Annotated in this window: 3 protein-coding genes and 3 pseudogenes; 3 read left to right on the plus strand and 3 right to left on the minus strand. The window is 60.2% G+C overall.

Going from position 1 to position 5,546, the window contains the following annotated elements:
- Nucleotides 1-160: 160 nt before the first annotated feature.
- Together EN964_RS38740 and EN964_RS39440 are read right to left on the minus strand one after the other, a co-directional pair.
- Nucleotides 161-355 (minus strand): annotated as a pseudogene (locus EN964_RS38740) (DUF459 domain-containing protein); the annotation flags it as partial.
- A 1,143-nt stretch (nt 356-1,498) separates the two neighbouring features.
- A pseudogene (locus EN964_RS39440) lies at nt 1,499-1,719 on the minus strand (helix-turn-helix domain-containing protein); the annotation flags it as partial.
- Nucleotides 1,720-2,048: 329 nt separating this feature from the next.
- Between EN964_RS39440 and EN964_RS38745 the strand changes: the two are divergent.
- The 3 genes and pseudogenes from EN964_RS38745 (at nt 2,049) to EN964_RS22640 (ending at nt 4,844) form a co-directional block, all read left to right on the plus strand.
- Nucleotides 2,049-2,453, plus strand: coding sequence for a hypothetical protein (locus tag EN964_RS38745; protein ID WP_245465187.1), 405 nt, complete (start codon nt 2,049-2,051; stop codon nt 2,451-2,453).
- A gap of 1,053 nt (nt 2,454-3,506) precedes the next feature.
- Nucleotides 3,507-3,728: pseudogene (locus tag EN964_RS22635) on the plus strand (insulinase family protein); the annotation flags it as partial.
- Nucleotides 3,729-3,785: 57 nt separating this feature from the next.
- A complete protein-coding gene (locus tag EN964_RS22640; RefSeq protein ID WP_024504268.1) occupies nt 3,786-4,844 on the plus strand; it encodes a class I SAM-dependent methyltransferase in 1,059 nt (352 codons plus the stop codon).
- A 421-nt stretch (nt 4,845-5,265) separates the two neighbouring features.
- On the opposite strand, the gene EN964_RS22645 is transcribed toward EN964_RS22640, so the two are convergent.
- Nucleotides 5,266-5,546: transposase (locus EN964_RS22645; RefSeq protein WP_206528745.1), on the minus strand; the 281-nt coding region annotated here is incomplete at its 5' end.

The following is a 5,546-nucleotide window of genomic DNA, read 5'->3' on the forward strand; positions in this document are numbered from 1 at the left end:
GTCGCTGGTCGTCTGGGCGATCCGCGAGGGCCGCCAGGCGGCGCGCGGCATCGATGAGGCGCTGATGGGATCGAGCGTGCTGCCGCGCTGGGTCCGTCTCGAAGCCCTACTTGTGCGGCCACCTGAAGGCGCTTTCCGCCCTGCCGCTGCCCCGGGCAGCTTACGGACTGATCGCCGTGGTCGTTTCGGTTGTGGCCCCGGCCGCAGGCTGCCGCCTTGGCGGCCAAGAAAAATCGTCGGCGCGGCCGGGCGCAGCAGCGGGCGCCTTGCCCTCGACGACGAATTTTTCACCGGGCCCGTCCGGCTTGGCCGGCGCTGCGGCACCGAGAAGTTCCGAACCGCCGTCGAGTGCCGGTGATTGCGAGTCGGCGTCGGTAGCCGGGTCGGCGGCCTCAGTCTTTTCCTTCGAGGGTGGACTACGTTACTGGCCAGTACCGGCAACGCATCGAAGGAACTTTACAATCATAAAGGTACGTCACTGGTCTCGCGGCTCACCTATGACGATCTAGACGCGCATTCGAGTCCACAATCCGACTGGCATTTTCGTAAAGGCCTCCTCGGTGCGGGCGGCATCAGGGAGGATTTTCTCATGACGAGGACTTCTTACGGAAATGGGGGGCTACTCAAACACATTCAGTGATCAGCGCGGGGGCGGCGTCAGCTATTTCACCGCCGATCTTGGATATAATTTCTTGAACTCACCGCGCTACCGCATCGGTGCTTTTGTTGGCAACAATTTCTGGCACGAGAGCTACGATGCTTTCGGTTGCACGCAGCAGGCGACCAACTGGGGAACCTGTGTGCCAACCGTCCCACCTACGTCAACCTCTCAGCCAGGACAACGATTGGCATTCGCTGCGACTCGGCTTGGCCGGGCAGACGCAACTCACCGAGCGACTCAGCCTTTCTGGTGACGTGGCGTTCCTCTTCACGCGGCTCGACGGCAAAGAGCAGCACCACATGCGCCCAAGATCAAGCTAATTCCCGAAGACGGCGATGGGCATGGCGTCCAGCTCGAGGCGGTGTTGCGGCCGTGGCGAATAACGGCACCGCTCATTTCGAAGAGGCAATGGGCGGTCGTGGTTCCCCGCAGGCCGACGATTGGAAGGCAAAGCGCTACGGCGTTTTCGTGCAGGCTAGCATCAAGTTCAACTGAGAGAGCAAGAACCGAGGAGAGCGGCGATGCCACTCCAGCTCATTACGATCATTGGATCAACAGAAGGAAGTTTTCCGAAGAGTTTTGCAAGCGTGCGCAAAGTCGCCAGACAAAGTTCTCTCGGTCCATAGTGTACGTGCCGTCACGCCCGTTCTCGACATGGTTGAATGATACGTCCCGCGCGATCGATCAAAGTCGTTTTTCATTGGTTTTCCGGAAATCGCGGGGAGCACAGCGTGCTGTGACCCTCGCCTGCTGGTTTTCTGTCAACGCGCAGATGAGGGAGAATGAGCGTACAGCAAAAATCATCAGTGCTGTCGCTTTCGCCAAAGCCCGCCGCAGCTAAACGGGGTCCCACGCCCGGTAGCGCCCCCTGCCGGTCACCTCACGGATGCCGAGTTCGGCACCAGCCCGAGCGCAGCGCGCTGGCTAATTTTCAGCTCGGCCGCGACCAGACCTGCCGACACCAGCGGCCGCGCCAGCACCAGCTCGATCAGCGCCGGCAGGCTCGAGTTTTTGCGCCGGTTCCTGAGCCGGCGCTCCATCTGGCTTTTGGCCAGCGCCTGGATGATTGCAAGGCTGAAACAGTCGATGGAACGCCCCTCCAGCGAAGCCGAACCGGACGAGGCGCGCGCGCCAGGTCCTTCGGCTGCCATCGGCACGCTGGGTTTAAGTGCTTGGGGTGACACGGCGTGATCTCCGCCGTTGGCGGGAACAGGGCAGTGCAATAGTACTGCCCTGTTCCTTTTGATCAGAGGCCAGTGCGGATTTCTTCGGCAAGCGCCCTCAACGTCGTCTCGACGTCATCGCCGTTTACCATCTTCTGCATCGCCACGGCCCATGCGTTCATGGCTTCGCCGAAGCCGACACGCGGTGTGAAAGCCAGCGCGGCTTGGTCCTGTATCTTTTTGAAGCTGTCAACGAAGTTGTTGAACTCGGGCTGCGAAGCGTACTTAGTCCAGGTGTCGTCTGCCAGGTCGACGTGCGCGGCGGATTGACGAGCTGGCCAGCAAGGGCACCCTTGAGCGCCACCTGCTTGGAGGTGGCCCACGGGATGAACAGCCAGGCCGTGCCCTTCTTTTCGGAAGCCGCGTTCATGGCGAGAGCCCAGATCCAGATGTCAGACTCCAAGCTCGTGGCGCTCGGTGCGTGCAGCGGCGGAGCGAAGGCGATCTTGCCGGATGCCGGCTTCCCCGCAACATCGTTCCAGAAGCCGAACATATTTGAGTCGATCGTCATCGCGCTGCGGCCGGACGCGAAGGAAGGAGCCGCGCACTTCTTGATCATGTCCACGTAATGTAGTCGTATCCAGCATCGGTAAGCTTCCAATCGCTCAGGTATTTGTCCAGCGGCTCCAGGGCGCCACTCGGAGCGAGGTCCTACGCGGGCTGAATGCCAGTGCCGAACACATCCCATGCTGGCGACTTCGTCGTCAGTTGGATCGTCATCTTGTTCCAGTAAGAATCGTCTGGGTAGAGTTCCGGCGTGACCTTGATGCCGGGTCAGCTTCTCGAACTCCGGAAATTGCGCAGCGAGAGCATCCGCATAGGGGTGGATGTCGTAGGCCCAAGTTATGCTGGTCCCTTCGAATTGACGCCAGTTCACGGTGTCGGCAGCGGCCGAATTAGTGAGCGATGCCGAGACGGCAAAAAACGCCAAGTCAAAAGCAAGCTGTTTGCGAAGCGACGCGCACCTGTAACGAGTACGGGGAATGAGCGACCCATGTAATCCTCCCTGGGGCATTTTGCCAATTTTTGGGTCCACTCCTCCATCCCGAGTTCGCTCATAGCCACAATAAGCGGTTTCCAACGAGCTCGCTCTGAATGCACCAGGCCAACTGGGTAAAAACGGGTAACCGGCACTAAAAGGCGTTGTAGTATCGCCACCAGAAATACTGCTCCGTGGTGCTGGCCTTTGCCTGGGGGCGCAACACGGCAACTACCCGCTCAAAACGGTTGGTCCTCTACCTCTTATTCACCGTCGCTTTCCTCGCGGCCTAACCCGGCCGGAATATCCGTTGCCAGAAAAAGGCCTCGCGGCCGGTTCGAGGCTCATCCCTCCTCCGAAGCAGCACGCTCAAGTATCGTCACAAGCCCCGAGCGCTTCGCGTTCGGCGATGTCCAAATTCCGACAATGTCGGATACAGTCAGATCTACTGGATTGCGTTTGAATGGTTTTCTCATTTGGCACAGTACATGCGGGTCATCCGCAAAACACGTGACCGACCAACAAGAGTTCGCATGATCACCTTACCACAACATACAGCCGCCGCGGAACAATCACTTGGCCCCTGATCGCCCACCCCGGCACCACAACCGGAGTCATCGATGTTCTGACAGGCTGCCCAAGGATACCTGCTGCAACAGGGCTTGCCCTGGTGACGACCACTCCGGCTCCGCCGGTTACCGACGAGGGCAAAGTGACGGATTTCCTGCTTTTCAACGGCATGGAGGTGGCTGTCATTCCCGACCACCGCGCCGGTCGTCACCCATATGGTCTGGTGCAGGATCGGCAGCGCGGAATGAGCCGCCGGGGATATCTGCATGTCTTCGAGCATCTGATGCTCAAGGCGCCTCATGACGAGCACGGCTCCGTCGCCTGGAGAGATTGAACCCAAAGGGAGATTCAGATGTCTGAAGCGAATCAGGAAAAGTTGGACGCATTCTTGGGGAAAATGGTCGGCGATCTCGGTGCGATCGCAACGGGCGCGGGAGTCCTGCTGGGGGACAGACTCGGCCTGTTCAAGGCATTGCGCGAAGGCGGCAAGATGACGGCCGCCGAACTTTCGACACGCACCGGCACCCAGGAACGCCTCGTAAGGGAATGGCTTTCCGGGCAGGCGGCGGCGGGTTACGTCGACTACGATGAAGCGAGCGACAAATTCTATCTCAACGCCGAGCAAGAGCTGGTGTTCGCTGATGAAGACAGCCCGGCCTTCATGGCAGGCGCATTCGAGTTCCTGTCCGCGCTGTGGCTCGATGAAGAAAAGGTGAGGCAGGCATTCCAGTCCGGCAAGGGCGTCGGGTGGCACGATCATAGCGCGTGTCTGTTTCGCGGTACGGAACGGTTCTTCCGTCCAGGCTACAATGCCAATCTGATCGACTCCTGGCTGCCGGCCTTGGAGGGCGTCGTCGAGAAGCTCGAACGCGGCGTGGACGTCGCGGATGTTGGATGCGGTCATGGTGCATCGACCGTGCTCATGGCACAGGCCTTCCCCAATTCGCGCTTCGTCGGCTTCGACTATCATGCCCCTTCGATTGAGCGCGCCCGCAAGGCGGCCGAGGTAGCCGGCGTCGGCGTTAACACGCGGTTCGACGTGGCGGCCGCCAAGAGCTATCCCGGAACCTATGACCTCGTCACATTCTTCGATTGCCTTCACGACATGGGCGACCCGACGGGCGCCGCCACCCATGTCCACGGATCGCTCAAGCCGGACGGCACGTGGATGATCGTCGAGCCGTTCGCGCATGATCATCTGGCGGCGAACCTCAATCCCGTCGGCCGCGTTTACTATGCCGCTTCCACTTTCGTGTGCACGCCCGCATCCGTGTCGCAGGAAGTCGGGCTCGCGCTTGGAGCCCAGGCCGGTGAGGCGAGGCTGCGCAAGGTTGTGACCGGCGGCGGCTTCAAGCGATTGCGTCGCGCCGCGGAGACACCGTTCAACATGGTGCTGGAGGCCCGCCCTTAGCGTGGCCGTCGCCAGAAATTGCAGCTCATCGCATTTGATGAAGATCACCGCCAAAAATCCGGACGCATCGGGCACATTTTCAAGGCGTCTGGGTTCACGCAGAGGTCGCTGCCGAGTTGTGTGCCAAGAGTCCCATACGTTGCGGCTCAGAAAGGACCCCACGCACGGCGACGAACATGCCCATAGCGATGGCCGCTATAATCACATATGTCCACCATGGCGCGTTCACAAAGCTGGTAAGCCACGTCGCACCGAACGCGCTTACGACAAAAACGAGAGCCTCGATAAAAAGACTGAGCCTGTACACATTCAGTCGTCTCATCCTCATACCACCCATCCAAAGACTGAGCTTGTTGCGCTACTGCGACAGAGCCTAACATATTGGAGAGTGCTCACTAGTCGACCGTGAACAATCCGAGCCCTAAGCGGCGACCGGCTTCGGCCGGATTTGAAGCAGGGCAATCAAGAGCGACAAAAACCCCTTCAGCCACCTGAGCAGGAGGGAGAAGTTGTAGCCGGCGGCGGCCAGGATGGCGTTGAGGGTGTCGCCCTGCTGGCCGGCGAGGTAGTTGCGGCCCATTCTGTGTTCGCTCTTGATGTGGCCGATGACGGGCTCGACCGCCGACCGCCGTCGCATCTGGCGCTTGATGGCTGGGGTGACGCGGCGTTTCTGGCCCGCGGTGAAGACCCTGAGCTTGTGGC

The sequence above is a fragment of the Mesorhizobium sp. M7A.F.Ca.CA.001.10.2.1 genome (genome assembly GCF_003998575.1).
GTDB lineage: Bacteria > Pseudomonadota > Alphaproteobacteria > Rhizobiales > Rhizobiaceae > Mesorhizobium.